The 18,528-nt window shown below is 58.3% G+C and carries 17 protein-coding genes and 1 pseudogene; 13 read left to right on the top strand and 5 right to left on the bottom strand.

Translation table 11 applies throughout. From position 1 onward, the window contains the following. The first annotated feature begins 15 nt into the window (after positions 1-15). The 5 genes from EPN93_07160 (at position 16) to EPN93_07140 (ending at position 4,516) form a co-directional block, all read left to right on the top strand. Positions 16-681, top strand: a complete 666-nt coding sequence (locus EPN93_07160; GenBank protein ID TAL36596.1) for a hypothetical protein — start codon at positions 16-18, stop codon at positions 679-681. Positions 682-686: 5 nt separating this feature from the next. Next, positions 687-1,475, top strand: a complete 789-nt coding sequence (locus EPN93_07155; protein ID TAL36595.1) for a histidinol-phosphatase HisJ family protein — start codon at positions 687-689, stop codon at positions 1,473-1,475. Further along, positions 1,472-2,203, top strand: a complete 732-nt coding sequence (locus tag EPN93_07150) for a laccase domain-containing protein (protein ID TAL36594.1) — start codon at positions 1,472-1,474, stop codon at positions 2,201-2,203. Before EPN93_07155 ends, EPN93_07150 begins: the two co-directional genes overlap by 4 nt. A 252-nt stretch (positions 2,204-2,455) precedes the next feature. After that, complete coding sequence (locus EPN93_07145; protein TAL36593.1) at positions 2,456-3,400, top strand: hypothetical protein; 945 nt, start codon at positions 2,456-2,458, stop codon at positions 3,398-3,400. Between the two features lie 270 nt (positions 3,401-3,670). After that, positions 3,671-4,516 (top strand): hypothetical protein, encoded by an 846-nt coding sequence (locus EPN93_07140; GenBank protein ID TAL36592.1) that lies wholly within the window; start codon positions 3,671-3,673, stop codon positions 4,514-4,516. Positions 4,517-4,598: 82 nt separating this feature from the next. Here the strand turns inward: EPN93_07140 and EPN93_07135 are convergent, their stop codons facing one another. Both EPN93_07135 and EPN93_07130 read right to left on the bottom strand, forming a co-directional pair. After that, on the bottom strand, positions 4,599-6,062 hold the full coding sequence (locus tag EPN93_07135; protein ID TAL36591.1) for a hypothetical protein: 1,464 nt from the start codon (positions 6,060-6,062) through the stop codon (positions 4,599-4,601). 75 nt (positions 6,063-6,137) lie between these two features. Further along, positions 6,138-6,878, bottom strand: a complete 741-nt coding sequence (locus tag EPN93_07130; GenBank protein ID TAL36590.1) for a RibD family protein — start codon at positions 6,876-6,878, stop codon at positions 6,138-6,140. A 141-nt stretch (positions 6,879-7,019) separates the two neighbouring features. On the opposite strand from EPN93_07130, the gene EPN93_07125 reads away from it, so the two are divergent. The 7 genes from EPN93_07125 to EPN93_07095 all read left to right on the top strand — a co-directional run bounded on the left by EPN93_07125 (position 7,020) and on the right by EPN93_07095 (position 13,983). Further along, entirely contained in the window at positions 7,020-7,724 is a 705-nt protein-coding gene (locus tag EPN93_07125) for an HAD family hydrolase (GenBank protein TAL36589.1), read from the top strand. A 146-nt stretch (positions 7,725-7,870) separates the two neighbouring features. Further along, positions 7,871-10,450 carry an ATP-dependent chaperone ClpB gene (clpB, locus tag EPN93_07120; GenBank protein TAL36588.1) on the top strand — a complete coding sequence of 860 codons (2,580 nt, stop codon included), beginning with the start codon at positions 7,871-7,873 and terminating at the stop codon, positions 10,448-10,450. Positions 10,451-10,614: 164 nt separating this feature from the next. Then, positions 10,615-11,082, top strand: coding sequence for a hypothetical protein (locus tag EPN93_07115; GenBank protein TAL36587.1), 468 nt, complete (start codon positions 10,615-10,617; stop codon positions 11,080-11,082). A gap of 64 nt (positions 11,083-11,146) precedes the next feature. Next, complete coding sequence (locus tag EPN93_07110; GenBank protein ID TAL36586.1) at positions 11,147-11,617, top strand: YbaK/EbsC family protein; 471 nt, start codon at positions 11,147-11,149, stop codon at positions 11,615-11,617. 320 nt (positions 11,618-11,937) lie between these two features. Beyond that, positions 11,938-13,053 (top strand): hypothetical protein, encoded by a 1,116-nt coding sequence (locus EPN93_07105; protein ID TAL36585.1) that lies wholly within the window; start codon positions 11,938-11,940, stop codon positions 13,051-13,053. 262 nt (positions 13,054-13,315) lie between these two features. Further along, entirely contained in the window at positions 13,316-13,567 is a 252-nt protein-coding gene (locus EPN93_07100) for a type II toxin-antitoxin system prevent-host-death family antitoxin (protein ID TAL36584.1), read from the top strand. After that, the gene (locus tag EPN93_07095) at positions 13,564-13,983 is read left to right on the top strand and encodes a PIN domain-containing protein (GenBank protein TAL36583.1); all 420 of its coding nucleotides are present in this window, start codon (positions 13,564-13,566) and stop codon (positions 13,981-13,983) included. The genes EPN93_07100 and EPN93_07095 overlap by 4 nt, the downstream gene beginning before the upstream one ends. A 17-nt stretch (positions 13,984-14,000) precedes the next feature. Here EPN93_07095 and EPN93_07090 read toward each other — a convergent pair whose 3' ends face one another. After that, positions 14,001-14,822 (bottom strand): crotonase/enoyl-CoA hydratase family protein, encoded by an 822-nt coding sequence (locus tag EPN93_07090; GenBank protein ID TAL36582.1) that lies wholly within the window; start codon positions 14,820-14,822, stop codon positions 14,001-14,003. A 252-nt stretch (positions 14,823-15,074) separates the two neighbouring features. Between EPN93_07090 and EPN93_07085 the strand changes: the two are divergent. Beyond that, a pseudogene (locus EPN93_07085) lies at positions 15,075-16,526 on the top strand (DUF853 domain-containing protein). Here the strand turns inward: EPN93_07085 and EPN93_07080 are convergent. Both EPN93_07080 and EPN93_07075 read right to left on the bottom strand, forming a co-directional pair. Then, positions 16,527-17,507 carry a hypothetical protein gene (locus EPN93_07080; GenBank protein TAL36581.1) on the bottom strand — a complete coding sequence of 327 codons (981 nt, stop codon included), beginning with the start codon at positions 17,505-17,507 and terminating at the stop codon, positions 16,527-16,529. Continuing rightward, positions 17,440-18,414, bottom strand: a complete 975-nt coding sequence (locus tag EPN93_07075) for a DUF2279 domain-containing protein (GenBank protein ID TAL36580.1) — start codon at positions 18,412-18,414, stop codon at positions 17,440-17,442. The genes EPN93_07080 and EPN93_07075 overlap by 68 nt, the downstream gene beginning before the upstream one ends. Between the last annotated feature and the right edge of the window lie 114 nt (positions 18,415-18,528).

Below are 18,528 nucleotides of genomic sequence, written 5' to 3'. Positions count from 1 at the left end.
CGATAGATTTACGGTATGTTTGATATTCGAGATTACTACCGTGAGCACAGGAACCTCGGCGACGAGGAGGACATGCAGGGGACGGGCGAGCTTGAGGACGATATCGCCCTCGATATAGACAATATCCTCCGCAACCGCTTCGACTCTCCCTACTTGAAGGACAGGTTCAGGCACGGGAACACGGGGATCGATATCGTCTATCCCAGAATCGCCTACGGCAATGCGAAGAGCGTGATGAAGGGCCCGGACCACGTGCGCTACCTGCTTTCGCTCTACCCGTACAAGAGCGATTTCGACAACATCGACAAAATCGTCCTCAGGCCGCGCCACATAGAGTTCGGCGACATGGAGCTCATGGCGCTCTACCTGCGCAGGAAGCGAATCCTCGTATACTACCTGCACCATCCCCATGTCTACCCGGTGCGCGATTCGCGCTTTTTGCAGTACGCGGAGATGGTTCCCGCGGCCGCGGCGGAGCTTCTTCACCGCGAATCGGAGCACAAGGGGCCCGACAAGCCGGAGCGCGGCCTTCCCGCGCTGTGGTACCTGCTCTCGATCGTTTCCCATTCGGACGATTCCACCATAGACAAGTTTTTTGTCCGCAGCAACCCGCGCGAGCGCGGCGAGGCCGGCCGTCTCATACGCGAGGTTTCGTTCTACTATTCGCGCCACGGCTACTAGGCCGCATGGTCGATTACCACACCCACACCGAGTTGTGCGAACATGCCGTGGGCAGCGTGGACGATTATATCCGCGCCGCGATTGACGGTGGTCTTCAGGAGATCGGGTTCGCCGACCACGCGCCGCTTCCCGACAACCTGCGCGAGGGGATCACCATGCGGGTCGGTGACACCGAAAAGTACCTTTCCCTCATCGCGGGAAAACGCGCGGAATACGCCGGCCGCATCGCCGTGAAAACGGGCTTCGAGGTCGACTTCCCGTTCTTCGACACCTTCGACCGGAGGTACCTCACCCATCCCGGGATCGATTACCTTATAGGCTCCTGCCATTTTATCGGCGACTGGCCGTTCGATCACCCCGCGGCAACTGAGCGCTTCAAGGAACGGGATATCGACGAAATTTACACCGAGTACTACGCAATCCTCGAAAGGCTTATCGCGTCGGGCGCCTTCCAGATTATCGGACACTTCGACCTTGTGAAAAAATTCGGACACCGCGCACGCGCCGAATTCGAGGATACCATTACCGTGCTCGCGCGCGCCTGCGCATCGAGGGACATCGCCGTGGAGCTCAATACCGCGGGACTCCGCAAACCCGTGGGGGAAATCTATCCGTCCCAAAAAATTCTCGGCATACTCTTCAGGGAGAATACCCCCGTGACCCTGGGGTCCGATGCGCACGCCCCCGAAGAGGTCGCCTGGGAATTCGCACGCGCCGTGGAGCTGCTCAGGCGCACGGGTTACCGGTCGATCTCCGGGTTTTCCGCACGGCGCAGGTACGACATTCCCCTATGACGAAATTCGAGAAACGCGCCGACGGCGCATACGTGATTTCGGGAATGGAGCGCGCCCTGGTCGGTACCGTGGGCAGGGAAATCAACCGCGTCGATTACACCCTCGATCCGGCAGCGATCCGCCATGAGGAAAAAGCCCTGCTCGCGCCCGTCACGGGGCTTCCGGGCGCGCGCATCGTCATGCTGCAGCAAGTCCACGGCGACACGATCGTCGACATGCGCGAGCCCCCCGGTGAAGACCTTCCGTGGATCGCGGAGGCCGATGCGCTGGTAACCGCCCTGGGGGGCCTCTGCCTCGTGATCCGTACCGCCGACTGCATCCCCGTATTCATCCTGGATCCCGTACGCAGGGTCCTGGGAGCGGCGCATTCCGGCTGGAAGGGCACGAAACTGGAAATCGCGCGCCTCACCACGCGTTTCATGAAGGAGCGTTACGGCAGCGACCCGGCGAATCTGCGCGCCTTCGTCCTGCCGGGGATCGGACCGCGTTCCTATGCCGTGAACGAGGATGTCGCGTGCCTCTTCCCCAACGATACCGAGACGCGTGAAGGCAGGATTTACCTCGACCTGTGGCGGCATATCGCCCGCTCCCTCGCCGCCGAGGGCGTTCACCCCGATTCCATATTCATGACCGGAATCTGCACGCTCGAAAATTGGAAAAGTTTTTTTACCCATCGGGGCGGCGACGCGGGCCGCAATCTCAATTTTGGCGCGCTTTTTCCGGCGTAAATCAATACTGAACGATGTTCAGTATAAATAGACCCGGGTGTCAGTACAATAATTTCCGGAAATCCCGTTTATTTTCATTTTTTGTTGCACTCCTGTGTTTCAACGCGTAGTATTAATGACATTTCGCACCGGTGGGACGCGCCGCGACTCGAATACCTCATTCCAGATGATAGTCCCGATCGGGTTTTCAGTACGAGCCGCCGTTTCCCGGGCTCCTCACCGCCCGGAGCCAATCCAGGGAAGGAGAGACACATGGCACACACATCCAACGTTCAGCTAGCCGGCCTCCTCGATACGCGCGATCCCCGGGCGGTCATAGAAGAAATCCGGAGGATATTCTGCTACCATTATCCCAAAACCCGGTTCAAGAAGATAAAGTCATCGTATGGTCTGATAAAAAAACTCTTCGAGGGGCGCTTCCCCGGCTTCAGGTCGTGCAATACCGAGTATCACAACCTCACGCATACCCTGGACGCGACCCTCGCGTGCGCCCGCCTTTTAGACGGATACAACCTTCACCATCCGCCCTTTAGCGCGCACCTGGCCGAGTGCCTGCTCCTGGCCGGGCTCCTGCACGACACCGGCTACATCCAGGAATCCTGGGACACCGAGGGCACCGGGGCCAAGTACACGAGCAACCATGTTGAAAGAAGCGTTGGCTTCCTGGATTCACACGCCTCCGATTTCGGTGCGAGCGCCCAGGACGCCGCGCTCGTCGCGAAGATAATCCGGTGCACGGGACTCAGCATTAAAGTGGATTCGCTGCGATTCGACAACGAACAGGAACGCGAGGCCGGTTGCATACTGGGAACCGCCGACCTCCTGGGCCAGATGTCCGACAGGACCTACCTGGAAAAACTGCTCTTCCTCTACTACGAGTTCAAGGAAGCGAACGTGCCCGGCTTCAACACCGAGTTCGACCTCATCCGCAAAACGCTCGACTTCTACGAGATCGCCAAGGCCCGCATGAACGAGGCCTTCCGCGGAGTGCATGTATACGCGCAGTACCATTTCAAGACGCGGTTCGCCGCGGACGCACCCCTGTACCTCGAGGCCATCGAGCGGCACATGGATTATCTCCGCAAAATCGTCGCGGACGATACCACCAACTTCCGTCACAAGCTGAAGCGCGGAAGCTGGATCAAGCTCCATTTCGGCCGCAGGGAAGACGAGTCCGGAACCGCGCGCGTACATTAAGCCTCGCGCACCCGATTTAACACGGATTTAATAAACGGGACCACGGTCGTATTTTGTCCTAAATACCCGTGGATTTGCGCGATCGCCCCGGTCGCGCCGCCGGATTCGCTTTGCGCACGGCGTACCGGCGCATTAATTAGCGGAAATATATTTCCAACGAGCGCTCCGCGTATTTAACTCGCCATTAACATGAATCACCAGTTATTGGTTGCCGTGTTCCTGCCCCGGCGCTACCCTGTTTTCATGAAACTACAAGAAGGAGTGAACATCATGAAGAAAACATTGGTCTCTCTCGCACTCGTCGCGATCCTCTCGGCGATACCGGCGGTCGCGCAGGAAGCGGCCCCGGCCGCGGAAAAATCCTTCCTCACCTTTCCCGTATCGGTCACCTACTACAGTATTTACTGGTGGCGGGGTGTCGAGCTGAACGGAAAGGGCGCGGGGCTCATTTGGCCACAAGCCGGGATTAACCTGGGTGAAACTGGTCTCTCCGTATTCGCCGCCGGCGGCGTGAACACGGATTATTTTGCGGCCTCGGATTCAGAGGACCGGAAGTATTCTAAAACTTTGCATGAATTCGACGGGGGTCTTGCGTACACCACCGAGATCGCGGGCACCCTCACGCTCGGCTTGGGCGCTACCTACGTAAAGTATTTTTATCATGACGCGGTTACCCATACGGCGGACGATCCGAGTTTCATCGAGGGCGCCCTCTCCCTGGGCCTCAAGGTGCCTCTCAATCCAAAGATCGACTTCTACTATGACTATTATGTGAAGGAGAGCGCCGCGAAGACGCCCGTGGACGAGGATTACTATGTGAGCTTCAGCCTCACCCATGATTTCATCGCGACCGATGACGGCTTCAAGCTCACGGCGAATCCCTGGGTTTCGTATTACAACAACGCGTACCTGGACAGGAAGGGGTGGAGCGACGCCGGCCTAACGCTCACGACGGCGAAGGATTACAAGGGTACTACCTTCACCGCGAGTGTAAATTACGCACGCTCCCTTTCAAAGGATTTTCAGCCTGAGGTGGACATCAACGGCGACGGGATTTCGGGCAAGCTAAAAAACCATTTCTGGGCGGAGTTCGGCGTATCGAGAACGCTCCAGTAATAGATTCGCCCTCCTAGTAAATTTGCTGAACGTATCACGGCACGGCCCCGTCGCTTGCGACGGGGCCGTGTTCTTTTCACCGCTACCTGGCCTCTTTCCTGGAATAATACCTGGTGACGTGACCGATAGCCTTCATGGCCGATATGAGATCGTCATAGACGGGGATGCCGCGCGCGAGATAGGCCGCGCGCGCCGCGCGCATGACGTTCTCGATGTCCATCGATTCCGGTTCGCGCTTGTGGTTGGGGAGCACCGCGACCACGGGCTTCCCCGTGCAAGCGGCCGCGGCGGCGGCCGCGTTCGCAAACTGTTCCACCGGCACGATGTCCATGAGCGATTGTGCCCCCATCATGGGCACGAGCGATTTGAAATGGTAGAGGAGCTGTACGAGGATCAGTATGTCGACCCGCGGGTCCGATCCCGCGTGGGAGAGTATGCCCTGGATCGCGTCCGGCGGGACGAAGGGGTTCGCCACGTCCACCGGGTTTCCCGCCGATGACCCCGGCCTGGGGAGAAGCGGGAGGATTTTTTCCTGGAGCGCCGCATCAAAGGGCGGCATCACGAGCCCGTAGGATTCCGCCGCATCGGCGGCGGCGACGCCCAGGGCTCCCCCGCCCCCGACGATCGCGAGGCCCCGCAAGGGGCGCGCGGGGAGAAGGGAGAACGCGAGACAGGTGTCGGCGAGCTCCTCGAGCGATTGCACCTGGCACGCGTTGCACTGCCGAAGCGCCGATTCCCAGATGACGCCGCTCCCGCCCATGGACGCCGTGTGGCTCGCGACCGCCCGGCCCCCCGCCTCCGAGAGCCCGCCCTTGTAGAGCACGACCGGTTTCACGGCGGCGGTGCGCCTGAGCGTTTCGATAAATTTCCTGCCGTCCCCCACGCCCTCGGCGTACACGCCGATAACGCCTGTTTCGTCGTCCGTGCGCAGGTAGTCGAGGAGCTCCGTTTCGCGCAGATCGGCGCCATTGCCGAAGCTCACCACCTTGCTGAAGCGAATTCCCTTCCATCGGCCCGCGTGGCACAGGTCAATCGCCATCCCTCCGCTCTGGGAGATGAAGGCGACGGGACCCGGCTCGCGGGAGAGATCGGGGCCCGGAAGCATCGTGAGCCCGCTTTTTGGCGCGTAAACCCCGAAGCAGTTGGGCCCGATAACGCGAAGCCCCCTTGCCGCAACCGCGCGCACCGCCTCTTCGAGCGCCGCGCCCTCATCGGTACCAAGCTCGCGGAAACCGGCCGAGAGTATCTCGGCCCCCGCGGCGCCTTTTTCAAGGCATTGCCCCAGAGCCTCCGGTACGAGGTTCGCGGGGAGCGCGATGATGGCGAAGTCGAGCGGGCCGGGAATATCCGCGATGCTCTTATGAATGGGAAACCCCAGCATCTCGCCGCCCTTCGGATTCACCGCGTGGAGCGCGCCTTCGAACCCGATCGCGTGCAGGGCGTGCAGGATGCCCCGCCCGAAGCCGAAGCCCTGGGCGCTCACGCCCACCACGGCGAGCGACCGGGGATTGAAAATCCTTTCCAATTGCGCATGAGCGGCGTTCATATCACGCACCCCCGTTTTTCTGAGAGATAAATCGTTTCCTGAAAACGTCAAGTGATAACCGGGTGCTCATAGCGATCATTGTACTGACGCTATCCTGTACCGTACCCAGAGATGACCCTGTTCGAGCTTTTGCGCCTCCATGAGCTCCAGGCGTATCGGCCCCGCGCCCGCCGGAAGTGCCGGTTCCCTGAAGATTCCGTTCGGAATCCCGCCCGCGAGGCAGGGGCTCACGAGGAGGCTCATTTCATCCACGAGCCCGGCGCGCAGCAGCGCACCGTTGAGCGTCCCCCCGCTGTCCACGCGCACCGTGTTGACCAGGAATTCGCTCTTTAGAATTGCGAGCGCGTGTGCGAGGTCCACGTGATCCGCACCCGCCTCTATCGCATGGATGTGCCTTTCCCGTAGATACGCGCGATGTTCCGGCGGGGTCGCGGCCGAGCAAAGAGAAATGCCCTCCCGCCAGAAGGGGAGACTCTTCAAGTAATGCCATATCCTGAGCCTCCCCCGGCTGTCGGGAACCACGAGGAGCGGCCGGTTGTCGGTGCCTATCTCGAAAGGCGGCTCAAAAGTGTGGTGGTCCTCGTCGGGAAAGGGGCCCGGAACGGCAAGGAATGTATCGGCGCCCACGAGGGTGGCGTCCTCGTTCCAGGTTCCCGCCAGGCGGTAATACAGGGCCTGGTCCGCTTCGAACCCCGTTATGCGCCCGTCGGCGCTTATCGCGTTGTGCAGTACTACGTGGGGCCTGTCCTTCCCTGACATGGCGTTGTCCTCCGGGTTGGGGGTTCGTTTCGCGAGCGCTTCCCCTGCCGGAAGCATCGCCTGCCGGGTGAAATTTTCGCAACCGGAAAAAGAAAATATCGGCGCCCGCGCCACCGCATCTGATTTTTACCAATCGATTGACACGACGGCGCCCGGGAATTACCGTGATTGTATAGTTATTCAGGAGATTTCACCGCCATGGCATACGATCGCCTGTCGCCGATACTCGCTGGGAAAAGGGCGTGCATGTTCGACCTTTTCCACACCCTCACCTCGATTGAGGACACGACCCCGGACGCGCGCATGTCCTGGGAAATCCTGGGGGTGCCCAGGGATCTCTGGATCGAGCAACTCATGGTAAAATCCCCCGAACGGCTTAAGGGGTCCGATATCGACCCGTTCGCGACGATAGCCCGCATGGCCCGCGCGATACGGCCCGATATCCCCGACACGCTCATCCGCCAGGCGACCGAGAACCGGAAGCGCATATTCAGGCGCTCGCTCCTGTACATGCCGAAGGACTCGCTGCGAACGCTTTCCTCGTTAAAGCGGCTCGGCATGAAGATCGGGCTCGTGAGCAACGCTGATACGCTTGAGCGCGCGGGCTGGGAAGAATGCCCCGCGGCGCCCTTTTTCGACAGCGTTGTCTTTTCCTGCGACGTGGGTTTCATGAAGCCCGAGCCCGGGATCTACGAGATTTCGCTCCGGGCGCTCGACGAGCACCCGGAGCGCTGCGTTTTTTCCGGGGACGGCGGGTCGGAGGAGCTGCGCGGGGCCCGCGAGGCCGGCATTACCACGGTGCTGGTGCACGGCATGATCGGCAGGCTATGGCCGGAGCTCATTCCCGCGCGACGAATCCATGCCGACCACGTCGTCGAGCGCGTATCGGACCTGCTCGTGTGACACGCGTGGACACGCTTGACGCAGTGCGTTTTTTCATGTATTTTGATACTCAAAAAGAATTTTCATTGCCTGTATCCCCATTCTGATTAAAAGAAAACCAGGTTTTTGTATCGCGCCGCAGGGGCATTTTTTTCGGAGGCATCATTATGCGTATGGACAAACTCACGCTCAAGGCACAGGACGCGCTCAACACGGCGCAGAACGAGGCCACGGCGAACAACCAGGTTGAGATCCAGCCCGAGCATCTGCTGAAGGGACTCGCCATTCAGGACGGGGGCATCTTTACGACGATCGCCCAGAGGATAGGCGTGTCCCCTCACGAAATCGTGAACGAGACGGACCAGGCGATCGCGGCGCTTCCCCGGCAGGTGGGCGGCGGTCCCGGCGGTGGCGCCATGTCGCCGGCGCTCCGCGATGTGCTGAACGAGGCGTGGAACGAAGCCGTAAAGCTCAAGGACCAGTACATGAGCACCGAACACCTGGTACTCGCCCTCTCCTCCACGGGCGAAAGCAAGGCGCGGCGCATCCTAAACGCGCACGGGTTCATCCGCGACAACATCCTGAAAACGCTCATGGACATCCGCGGCTCGAAGCGCGTCACCGATGAAAACGCCGAGGAGAAGTACAACGCCCTGGAGCGCTTCAGCCGGGACCTCACGCGGCTCGCGCGGCAGAACAAGCTCGATCCCGTGATAGGGCGCGACGAGGAGATACGCCGCGTCATGCAGGTCCTCACCCGCCGCACGAAGAACAATCCCGTCCTCATAGGCGAGCCCGGCGTGGGCAAGACCGCGATCGTCGAGGGGCTCGCGCGCCGTATCATCGAGGGGGACGTGCCCGAAAACTTGAAGAACAAGCGACTGGTCGCGCTCGACATGGGCGCGCTCATCGCGGGGGCCAAGTATCGCGGCGAGTTCGAGGAACGATTAAAAGCGGTCATCCAGGAGATCGAGGAGTCCGAGGGAGAGGTGATTCTCTTCATAGACGAATTGCACACCCTGGTGGGCGCGGGCGCCGCCGAGGGATCAATGGACGCGTCCAACATGCTCAAGCCCGCACTCGCGCGGGGAGAGCTACGCTGCATCGGCGCGACCACGCTGAACGAGTACCAGAAGTATATCGAAAAGGATAAGGCCCTGGAGCGGCGCTTCCAGCCCGTCTTCACCAGCGAGCCGAGCGTCGAGGACACGATCGCGATCCTGCGCGGGCTCAAGGAAAAGTACGAGGTGCACCACGGCGTGAGGATATCGGATTCGGCGGTCGTCGCGGCGGCGGTATTATCGGACCGCTACATCACGAACCGCTTCCTGCCGGACAAGGCCGTGGATCTTATAGACGAGTCCGCCTCCAGGATCAAGATGGAGATCGATTCCATGCCCACGGAGATCGACGAGTACGAACGCAAAACGCGCCAGCTCACGATCGAGCGCGAGGCGGTGAAGAAGGAAAAAGATAAGGCGTCCAAGGAAAGGCTCGCGAAGATCGAGGAGGAGCTCGCGAACCTGAACGAGAAGAAGAACGTACTCGTGGGCCAGTGGAAACGCGAGAAGGAGATCATCACCTCCATACGCGCCATCAAGGAAAACATCGAGCTCATGCGCAGCGAGGAGGCCCGCGCCGAGCGCGAGGGGGACCTCAACCGCGTCGCCGAGATCCGCTACGGCAAGATCACCGAGCTCGAAAAGAAGCTCGCGGAAATGAACGCGAAGCTGGGGACCATCCAGAAGGACAAAAGCCTTCTAAAAGAGGAAGTAACCGAACAGGAAATCGCGGAGGTCGTGGCCCGGTGGACGGGAATCCCGGTTTCCAAAATGCTCGAGGGCGAGAAGGAAAAGCTCCTTTCCATGGAACGCATCATCGAAGACCGAATCGTGGGACAGAACGAGGCGATCGTCGCGATATCGGACGCGGTGCGCCGCTCACGGTCCGGCATACAGGATCCCAACCGTCCCGTGGGGACGTTCGTGTTCCTGGGGCCCACGGGCGTGGGAAAAACCGAGACCGCGAAGGCCGTGGCCGCATTCTTATTCAACGACGAGAAAGCGATCGTACGCATCGACATGTCGGAATACATGGAGAAACACGCGGTCGCCCGGCTCATAGGCGCGCCCCCCGGCTACGTGGGCTACGAAGAAGGGGGACAGCTTACCGAGGCGGTGCGCAGGCGTCCCTACGCCGTCGTGCTTATCGACGAGATCGAAAAGGCGCACCACGACGTGTTCAATATATTCCTGCAAATCCTTGACGAAGGAAGGCTCACGGACGCCAAGGGGCGCACCGTGGATTTCAGGAACACGCTCATCATCATGACCTCGAATATCGGCACGGCCTATATCGCTGATGCGTCCATCCCTATGGAGGAGCGGCGCAGGGGCGTGGAACAGGAACTCAAGATGAACTTCAAGCCCGAGTTTCTGAACCGGCTGGACGAGATCATCATCTTCAACCCGCTCTCGCGCGATAATATCCGGGACATCGTGAAGATCCAACTGAGCGACCTCGCCCGGCGCCTAAAGGAGCGCGGCATCCACCTGGAGCTTTCGAAGAAGGCGCTCGAATTCCTGGTGCAGGAAGGGTTTGACCCGCAGTTCGGGGCGCGGCCGCTCAAGCGCGCGGTTCAAAGACATATCCTGAACCCGCTTTCGGTGAAACTCCTGGGGGGAGAGGTTGCAACCGAGCAGGTGGTGAAGATCGACAGCGACGGGAAATCGATTATTTTGAAGTGATGGTGCTGATACGGCCCCCGGGGTATTCCGGGGGCCGGTCTGTGTTGAATGCATGAATAACTATTCTGCTTTAACCGCATATGCCTTCCGGATAAAGACAAAAATATTTTCTGTTTCATCACTCACCTCCGTAATAAGGGCATATCTGTCAACGGAGGCAAAATATGGGAATCGATACCAGTATCAACACCACGCGTGCCACTCGCGAGACCCTGCTCGATGCATCCATACAAACCGGCAAATCCCAGTGTTGGATCATTATTTTTCTAATGAAGCAGATGATGAAAAACCACCAGAAGCTGGGAAGGGCTAATCGGGGCGTAGAGCGCCAGGAAGTCGATGAAAATGAGGATTGGAAGGCGCTGCATATCTGCGTGTGCCCCAGGGACCATGACCTCTTTATGGATATGAAAAAATTTTTCAAACGCACCGTCTCCCTGCTGGTGGCGATGGCTGTCGGAGAATTGCTTGAGGGGCTGGTGCGCCGGATTTTGGCGAGAAAATTTGACGCGTACACAGATAATTATTCATTCAATAACTATTTCATCATTCTCCAGCCCTTGGACGGAGCCCTTTGCTGGAAAATATTCTGGGGAAAACCAATCGACTCCTCGCTTCTCTCACCACCCTGACGCTTGTTTTCATCCGTCCCCCTTAGTACGTTAGAGGTAATCTCAAACGTACAAGGAGGACGCTATGCCGGGACAGAAATTGCGCGCATTCCTGGACCAGAACAGCATCAAGTACGTGAGCATCATGCATTCGCCGGCCTACACCGCCCAGGGGATAGCGCATTCAGCGCACATCCCCGGGAAGGAGCTCGCCAAATCCGTGATCGTGAAGATCAACGGGAAGCTCGCCATGGCGGTCGTGCCCGCAAGCCATAAACTGAGCCTCGAGAGCCTCCGCCAGGCTGTTTCTACGAAAAATGTCGAGCTTTGCCGTGAGGAGGAATTCAAAGAGGTCTTCCCGGACTGCGAGCTCGGCGCGATGCCCCCGTTCGGCAACCTCTACGGGCTGGAGGTGTACGCCTCCCGCGAGCTTGCAAAGGACAAGGAGATCGCGTTCAACGCGGGGTCCCACAGCGAGCTTATCAGGATGGACTACACCGATTTCGAGCGCCTGACGAAGCCCACAGTTTTGGACATTACTGTGCTGAATTCATGACCGATAGCCCTCGGTAATGCGCATTTCCTACCCGGAATTATTAAAATCAGGGGGCTGATACAATTTACGTTGTTCAACCATGCGCCAATATGAGCATGCTCGCGCACTAAAATCACCATGAGCATGAATACTTATTCAGGCTCCCTTGCCGAACCCGGTAAATTCTCCCCGGTTGTCTTGCTTTAACCGGGTTTGCACCACCCACGACACCGCCCTGAACGCCCGCCCGGTCTAAAATTTATTGCCTTTTTTGCAACAGGGGAATATACTAAGATAATAGTCAGGAACATTGCCTTCGGGCGATGATTGAAGGAGGAGATATGAGAAAGATTTGTTTATTTGCTTTAGTATTAGGAATGATTGTGGGAATTGCACCCACACTGAATGCTGCGGTGATTTCCGGAACAGAACCAAAAATTTCAGGGACGGCCTTTGATGCCACCATAAATGGTTTTATAAACTCCGCGTTTACTAGTGCGATTGCCAGTGCGAACACGACCCTTGCAAAATACGATAAGCAAAACGACCTCGCGACCGGATTTGCGAACGCGAATATCTACTCTGCGCATGCGGGCACTTTGCAGGGATATCAGAACTACGACTTGTTCGCAATCTCAACTGGTGTAATGCTTGGCGCCCAAGCCCCAAGCGTAGATCCCTCCTACTATGATAAAATCGGACAAGAACTGGAAAAGAAAGGAGACTTGTATGCGGGACTGAGCGCGGGTATCTCCTTTGTCAACGTTGGTATCAATGCAAAATTCATCATGGACGATCTTTATCTGAACTTCAAATTTGGTAAGGTTTCCTGGAAACCCGTTGAAGAATTGGATGTTAATAATACCCTGATAGGAATTGGTGCCAACTACGCGCTTATTCGCGAGCATGGTATGGGCTGGGGATTTCTCAAATGGAGAGGGCTCTCCCTGGGGACGGGTCTAATATATCATAAGAGCGAAATAGTGTATGATGCGAAAATCGATACCCAAACACAACACTTTAACACAGGAGATATGGGCGGAGGTTTATATTTCCAAGGTGATGTCGTGGTGGACCCCACAGTCGCCATCGGTGTTACTACCTATTCTTATACGATTCCCGTCGACGTGGTAACATCTGTTCAATTATTATGGCTCCTAAACCTGACCTTGGGTGCAGGCGTTGACTTCAGCTATGGCAAAGCGGATATCGTTTTAAAATCGGCGGGTGATGTCGCGGTTGAAAATACGGACACGAACATCCCAGGTGCTTACACCTTTTTACCGGGGAAGGTATCCATCGATGGATCAACACTAGGCGAAAGACCTTATTTTATTCGACCAAAAATCATGGCCGGATTAGGACTTAATATTTCCGTTGTAAAAATCGATCTACAGGTAATTTATTACACGATGTCCGGAGCCGCCGTTGGCCTCACCGCTGGCATAGTCTGGTAAACTCTCCAATAAATTATACTCACGCTGGGCCGCCCTCAAGGCGGCCCTTCTCATTTCCGCATACTCCCGGCAAACCATACTTTACAGGCATGTTCGCGCATCAAACCCCATCCCCCTTCGCCGATTCACAGATTTCACCGAAAACCGAAACGCCGATACGTCCGGCGATGAAGGCGCGGATACGTATCCGTGCCTTCATCGCCGGACGCGCCTTTATTTTTCCCGCTCGACATTAACCAACTGGTATATTATACTGGTTTACATGAAAGTGAAAGAAAAATCCGTCGGCTCCTTCGAGGCCAAGACCTGCCTCGCCGCGCTTCTCGAGGAGGCGGCGGGGGGCGCCTCGGTGACCATTACCAGGCGCGGGACGCCCGTGGCGCGCATCGTTCCCTTCGCGGAGAAGGGCGAATCGGCGCGCCGCGACGCCGTCCAAAGGCTCGCGGAAATCCGCGCCACGGTGCGCGGCGACGGTTCCATCCGTGAGCTTATCGGCGAGGGGAGAAAGCGGTGACCGCCTGGGTGACGGATTGCTCGTTCACCTCCGCGCTTTTCCTTCCCGACGAAAAGTCCGTGCTGGTATCGGAATTTTTCAAGTCGCTGGGACCGCGTGACCGCGTAGTCGTACCCGCGCTCTGGTGGTACGAAACCGCCAATGTGATCGCGACCGCCGTGCGCAGAAAACGCATCAGCCACGCGGACGCGGCGGGCGTGATCTCATTGCTGGGCGAGCTTGGAATGGGAGATGAAAATATCTGCGGGCCGGATTACCTCACAGGCCTGTTCGACCTTGCGCAGTTGTACGGGCTTTCGGCGTACGACGCGGCATACCTGGAATGCGCGCTCAGAAACAGGGCTGCCCTGGCAACTCTTGACGACGACCTCGCCGCGGCCGCGGGACAGGCGGGTGTGAAACTTCACCGGGCATAAAGCCCGTGTGTTCGGGCTTATTTCCCCGTGAAATTGGGCTTCCGCTTCTCCATCTTCGCGGTCATCGCCTCGAAGAGGTCGTTCGAGGGAATGATGTTCGCGCTTATCGATGCCACGTACTTGAGGGCCTCGTCCACGCTCTTGCCTATCCCGTAGTTCAGCACGTCCTTGGAGGCCTGCACCGCGAGCGGCGAGTTCGCGGCGATCTCCATCGCCATCGCCTCCGCGCCGGCCATGAGCGCCTCCTGCGTGTCGAACACCTCGTTCACGAGGAGCACCTCCTTCGCGCGCTTCGCGTCGATATTCTTCGCCGTGTAGGCGAGCTCGCGCGCGACGCCCTGTCCCACGATGTGCGGGATGCGCTGCAGCACGCCCACGTCCGCGACGAAGCCCACGGCCGCCTCGCGCAGCGAGAAGCTCGCGTCCGCCGTGCACAGCCGGATATCGCACGCGGTCGCCATATCCAGCCCCGCGCCTATGCAGTAGCCATGTATCGCCGCGATCACGGGCTTGCGGCATTTCTCGATGCAGGTCATGGTCTCCTGCAGCATGTATATCTTGGGGATGAATTTCCACTTGGTCGCGCCCAGTTGGTCCCGGCTCCCCACCTCGGGGATCACGCCCGCCATGCCCATCATGTCGATCCCGGCGGAAAAATGCTTCCCCTTCCCCGCGACGATCACCACCTTGATCTCATCGTCCGCGTCCAGGTCGGCGAAAATGGGCGGGGTTTCCGTCCAGGCGGGTTCGTGCATCGCGTTGAACTTGTCGGGGCGGTTCAGGTATACCCAGGCGATGGGCGGTTTTTTCTCGACGATGTAGAACTGGTAGCCGGACATAGGTTCCTCCCGTGATCCGTGATTTACCGGCAATCTTCCCGCGCGTGCCGCATTTTTCAATACAAATTTGCCGCGTTTTTGGTGTTGACTGTGCTTCCGGTTCCTGATTAAATCATGAAGGCGAATCGGCCCCCCACTATTTTTCGGGTCCGATACTGCCACGCCGCGTGGGGACGCGGGAAGCCGCGCGACGGGACGCATCCCCGTCCGTACGCCGCGAAAAGTCCCCGACCGATATCACCTGGAGGAGTCATGGAAAACCTGTTCGTAGCCAAGGGCGACAAGGAAATCGAGCTGCTCGCGAAAATGGCGAACCGCCACGGGCTCATCGCGGGCGCGACCGGCACCGGCAAAACGGTGACGCTGCAGAAGATCGCCGAAAGCTTCAGCGCGATAGGCGTCCCCGTCTTCATGGCCGACGTCAAGGGAGACCTCTCCGGCATCGCCAACCCCGGGAAGGAAAACGACAGGATCAAGGCGCGTATAAAAGAAATGAAACTCCCGGCGTTCAAGGGCGAGGGCTGCCCTGTCGCCTTCTGAGACGTCTTCGGAAAGGACGGGCATCCCGTGCGCACCACGATCTCCGAGATGGGGCCCGTGCTGCTTTCGCGCCTCCTCGACCTGAACGAAACCCAGAGCGGCGTCCTCTCGCTCGTCTTCAAGGTTGCCGACGACAACGGCCTCCTGCTCCTTGATATGAAGGACCTGCGCGCCATGCTCAAGCACGTGGGCGACAACGCCGAGCAGTTCACCACCGAGTACGGCAAGGTGAGCTCCGCGAGCATCGGCACCATCCAGCGGGGGCTCCTCGCGCTCGAGGAGCAGGGTGCGGACCAGTTTTTCGGCGAACCGGCGCTGTCCATCGAGGACCTCATGCTCACGGTGAAGGGCAAGGGCGTCATCAACATACTCGCCTCGGACAAGCTCATCCAGTCGCCCAAGGTATACGCGACCTTCCTGCTGTGGCTTCTCAGCGAGCTCTTCGAAACCCTTCCCGAGGCCGGGGACCTGGACAAGCCCAAGCTCGTCTTCTTCTTCGACGAGGCCCATCTCCTGTTCAACGACGCGCCCAAGGCGCTCATGGAAAAGGTGGAACAGGTGGTGCGGCTCATCCGCTCCAAGGGCGTGGGCGTCTACTTCGTGAGCCAGAACCCGCTCGACATCCCGGAGATGATCCTGGGACAGCTCGGCAACCGCGTGCAGCACGCGCTGCGCGCGTTTACCCCCAAGGACCAGAAGGCCGTGAAGTCCGCCGCCCAGACGTTCCGGGCGAACCCCAAGATCAAGATCGAGACCGCGATCACGGAACTGGGCGTGGGCGAGGCGCTTGTCTCCTTCCTGGACGAGAAAGGCACGCCCTCGGTCGTCGAGCGCGCGTTCATATGCCCGCCCTCGAGCCAGATAGGTCCCCTCACCGCCGACGAGCGCAAGGCCGCCATGAAATCGTCCTCCGTTGCGGGAAAATATGACGAGCCCGTAGACCGCGAGTCCGCCTTCGAAAAGCTCAAGGGCCGCGCCGACAAGGCGTCGGAGGATGCCGAAAAAGAAGAGACGAAAAAATCCGGCGGGAAGAAGCCGGCGGGAAGGCGCGGCGACTCGGTGGGCGAGACGGTGGTCAAAAGCCTCGCGCGCGCCGCGGGAAGCCAGATCGGCCGCCAGCTCGTGCGCGGGGTGCTGGGTTCGCTCCTGGGAAAACGCTGGTAATTACTGTTCCAGGACCACCGGCGGGCTTCCGTCCCAGTCGAACGCGCGGCCCAGCGGGTGGTTCACGTCCAGGCCCTGCACGAACTGGTGCTTTTCATGATCGCGCACGCGCATCTTCATCACGTTCGAGCCCCGCTCGAAAATGAGGATGCGCGAATCGATCGTGTCCAGGAAAAAGTCCTTCTTTATCGAGGCGACGTCCATGAACAGCGTGCCGTTCAATTCCGGTACCGCGTTCGTCCTCCCCGGCACGTAGTAGGGCATGTGCGTATGCCCGGATATCCAGACGTCCACCCGGTACTTCTTCAATACCTCCGCGAACCGCTCGCCGTCCTTGATTATCATCGTGTAGATGGATGACGCCGCAAGGTTGCTTTCTTTCAAGTGGGCGTGCGTTACGGTTATGAGTATGCGGTCCTGGTTGTTCACCACCAGGTTTTTCCACCATTCAAAGGTGAGAGGGGAAATATCCGTATCGGGGCTGTTCTGTTCGTCCGACATGAGCACGATCAGGATATTGCCCACCGTGACCGCGTAATGCAGGGGGCGCGTGAAGTATTTCTGGAAGGTGGGGAAATCCTTGGCGTCATGGTTGCCCGCGATCTCGAACCAGTAGGGGACTCGGGCCCCCTCGCGCGTTTTCAGGAACCATTCATAATCCTGCGGGCTCTTCGAAAACTGTACGATATCGCCCGCGACGATCGCCATGGTCACGCCGGTAAGGTGGCGTGCCATGTCCTTCACCGCGGTCTCGTAGTGCCAGTACTGGGAGGGGGTGTGCGGTTGGATATCCGAATGCACCCACATGACAAGGGTGCTTTCGGTGCCGGAAAAATTCTTCCCGGGGAGTAACCGTGATTTATCGCATGCCGTGAAAACGCAGGCGACGGCCAGCAGGACGAGGAGCGCGCGCCTAAAATTCGTCGTTATTGGGAACACGTACCAGCTCCCATTTTTTCGCCTCCAGGGTAAGCGGAACATGATAATAATTGAATATAGACTGGAAGGTGGAAGAAGTGTATCCTGTCGGTAGCAAATCCCCGAATGCGATGGAATAATTCACCGAGAGTCCCAGGTAGAGGTTCTGAGTATTGCTCTTGTAATAATTGTTATAATAGCCGCGCGCATAGTATCCCAGGTCGACATTGAGGTAGCGCAGCGGGGTGCGCGACAGGTAAGGAATACCCCCCAGCTTGGTGGCCAGCAGGATTTTTTGCCCGCTGTAGTCCGTGAAAACATCTGAATTCTGGGTGAACGGCTCGAAATTTTTCCTGAACTTCTTTGAGGGGATCCATTCGCACTGCAGGGCGAACATGCGGTCCAGTACCGGAAACTGGTCGAGCAGGAAACCTGCGAGGATACCGACATTGTTACCCACCACATCCCAGGGATCAAATCCATACGCGGTCGACAATCCGTCACCGAATTCGAGTATCAGAGTGACGACTTCGGCATACGCCGCGCCCATAAGGTTCGCTTTCAGCCTGGAATCACCCGATGCCCGGAAAAGAAACGTGGCTGCGCGCTTCGCCGTATACGCGCCAAACATGTGCCCGAGCTTGTCGGAACCGCCATCCAGCGCATCGGCCCCCCATACGTCGGTGGGATGGACTTTAAATGAGTGCCCGGAAAACCATCCCCATTCAACAAGGCCCCACACGGTCACGAAGGCGGGGCCGAAAATATACATGGATGTCCTTACGGTTGTCTGGTTTTTCTCGTCGAAGGTAAAGGTGTCATAAAGGTTAATGGGAGTCAGCACGGTCGGCTCCCAGCGCGATACGGGCTCTTCCCTGGCCGGCTCGGTTTTCTCCTGAGCGAACGCCGAATTTGCAATCATGATAAGAATTACTAAGGTAACGATTCTCAGGATTTTACTTTTTTTCATGGCGTGACCCGATTGTAATATTCAAACAGCTGTTTCGCCCCTACTACGCATTGTATTAATTCGATGTCAAGCATATATCGACGACAAAATGTATGAATTTGACAATGATACTTT

It is taken from the genome of Spirochaetota bacterium (assembly GCA_004297825.1).
Lineage (GTDB): Bacteria > Spirochaetota > UBA4802 > UBA4802 > UBA5368 > FW300-bin19.
This window is presented reverse-complemented; position numbering and strand designations above follow the sequence as displayed.